Origin of the sequence: Yersinia sp. 1252 StPb PI (assembly GCF_048593885.1) — a bacterium.
Taxonomy (GTDB): Bacteria; Pseudomonadota; Gammaproteobacteria; order Enterobacterales; family Enterobacteriaceae; genus Yersinia; species Yersinia enterocolitica_E.
Window position 1 is genome coordinate 1 of sequence record NZ_JAZGQE010000314.1, and the last position, 2,450, is coordinate 2,450.

Sequence of the window (2,450 nt, forward strand, 5' to 3'; positions counted from 1 at the left end):
CTATTATTTCCAGCAGAGAATGGCTGCGCGAAGAAACCGCGGAGAAAGTCAGGCTTGCCGATATTAATGATATTAAATCATTTGATGAGAATATTTTTCTCGTACCAAAAATAAATTTATCCGATAAAATTATTGGTGCTATTATTGATATCGGGAGTAATGATGATATTGCAAAAACATTAGATTTAATAAAAATTCTTATCCCGCGTGACTGTTGGTGTGTTTTAGTTGGCGATATTGATTCAATTGGTATCGCCCAACAATTCATTCAACGTGGAATACTATACTTAAATATAAAGTCACAGTTGTCTGAGTTGACGCAACATTTACTCAAAGGCATTCCGATTGAGTCTGAAAGAAAAGCTTTTTTTATCAGTGTATTGGGCTGTAAGGGAGGCANCGGAACCACCCTACTCAGTTATCACTTAGCAACCGCTATCACACAGATAAAGCAATCACCAACCCTATTATTACAGGGCAATAATGGATCTCAGGATCTTGATCTTGTTACAGAAAAAAAGATGGTTACAGAAATAACCGAATATCAAAATAATTTATCTCTTATGTTCGGCAAAGGGAAAGATATAGCTGAAATTGATGGACACAGAGATATAAAACACAATTTTATTGTATTTGATCAACCGATTCATAACGTACCAAAAGAAAAACTCACTGATTATATAGAACACGCTAATTGCATTATCGTATTGCTCGATAATAGTATGATGTCAGTTCGTGTCGCTAAAACGTTTATTGATATTTATGAAAGATTTAAACGAGACAACAGGCAAGCAACCCGACTATTAGTCTGTTTAAATGAAAGCAGACCAATAACAAGAGATATGCTGGATACTTCCGACATTCCGTCATTACTTGGGCGTAAGATAGATATACGAATCCCTTTCATACATAAAACAACGGAATCATTAAGTGATAAAAATTACTTTGGCCGAAAGAAAACCATAATAACCGAATTGGCAAAATACACATTAGGCATAACCATTGATTTATCAAACAAGAGAAAATTATGGTTAAGAAAACTTCTAAAAGGTAAAAGCTAAAAATGAACATATCATTAATCATCCAAGAAAAAATACGAGAAAAAATGCTGGCTAACATTGATATCGATAAAGTAGAACATCTGGTTGATGATTATGACAAACTTTTTGATTTACTTTCACAAACATACGATGATTTATTTAATGACAATCAATATAGATTAAACACTCAGCAGCAAAAAGATATTATTGCAACGATAGCCGATGAGATTACCGGTTTTGGCCCGTTAAGAGAACTGATGGAAGATGAGTCTATTAGCGATATTATGGTCAATGGCCCTGAAAAGATATTTGTTGAACGTTATGGGTTGCTAACCTTAACCAACCGCCGTTTTATTAATAACAATCAACTGACTGATATTGCCAAACGCCTGATGCAAAGAGTCAATCGCCGTATTGATGAAGGTAGACCGTTAGCGGATGCACGCCTAATTGATGGTAGCCGAATCAATGTGGCAATCGGCCCAATCACATTGGATGGCACGGCACTTTCGATTCGAAAATTCAGTACCAACAAACGAAAACTAGAAGATCTGGTTAATATGGGTGCCATGAGCAGTGATATGGCTAATTTCTTGATCATTGCTGCCAGTTGCCGGGTCAATATTATTATCTCTGGTGGCACAGGCTCAGGAAAAACAACACTGCTCAACGCATTATCAAAATATATTTCTGAAAACGAAAGAGTTATCACCTTAGAAGATGCCGCCGAGTTAAATCTTGAACAACCCCATGTAGTTCGAATGGAGACACGGCTCGCCGGGCTAGAGAATACCGGGCAAATAACAATGCGAGATTTAGTGATAAACTCACTACGAATGCGCCCCGATAGGATAATTATCGGGGAGTGCCGTGGCGAGGAAACATTTGAAATGCTTCAGGCAATGAATACCGGCCATAATGGCTCTATGTCCACCTTACATGCTAATTCTCCCCGCGATGCTATTGCCCGACTCGAAAGCATGATCATGATGGGGCCAGTTAATATGCCCATATTTACTATTCGCCGAAATATTGCTTCCGCCATCAATCTTATTGTGCAAGTTTCACGCATGAATGATGGTTCACGAAAAGTACGCCATATAAGTGAAATTATGGGAATGGAAGGGGATAATGTCGTATTACAAAATATATTCTCATTTGAACCGTCCAAAGAGCGTGACGAACAGGGGAAAATTCAAGGCGAATTTATTAATCATGGTTTATTCAGCCGATCCGCTGTGAGGGTGAATGCTGATATATACAGCTTATCAAATGAACTAAGTAGTATTTTCTCCACGGTGAAACAATGATTTACAATATAATACTTTTATCTGGGATTCTATTACTTTTACTCATTAACTTAAAATGGATAAAAATAAAGAAGACCATAAGTAAAAACCCAAAAAAAAC

At 37.0% G+C, this 2,450-nt stretch carries 2 protein-coding genes; both read left to right on the forward strand.

Translation table 11 applies throughout. The features are described from left to right. Positions 1-2 precede the first annotated feature (2 nt). On the forward strand, positions 3-1,061 hold the full coding sequence (locus tag V2A85_RS23080) for a pilus assembly protein CpaE (protein ID WP_420072484.1): 1,059 nt from the start codon (positions 3-5) through the stop codon (positions 1,059-1,061). 2 nt (positions 1,062-1,063) lie between these two features. After that, on the forward strand, positions 1,064-2,350 hold the full coding sequence (locus V2A85_RS23085) for a CpaF family protein (protein WP_420072485.1): 1,287 nt from the start codon (positions 1,064-1,066) through the stop codon (positions 2,348-2,350). Positions 2,351-2,450: the final 100 nt, after the last annotated feature.

What these genes read in the sequence shown, in the direction of transcription:
- V2A85_RS23085 (WP_420072485.1), top strand. Translation starts at nt 1,064, where the DNA reads ATGAACATATCATTAATCATCCAAGAAAAAATACGAGAAAAAATGCTG.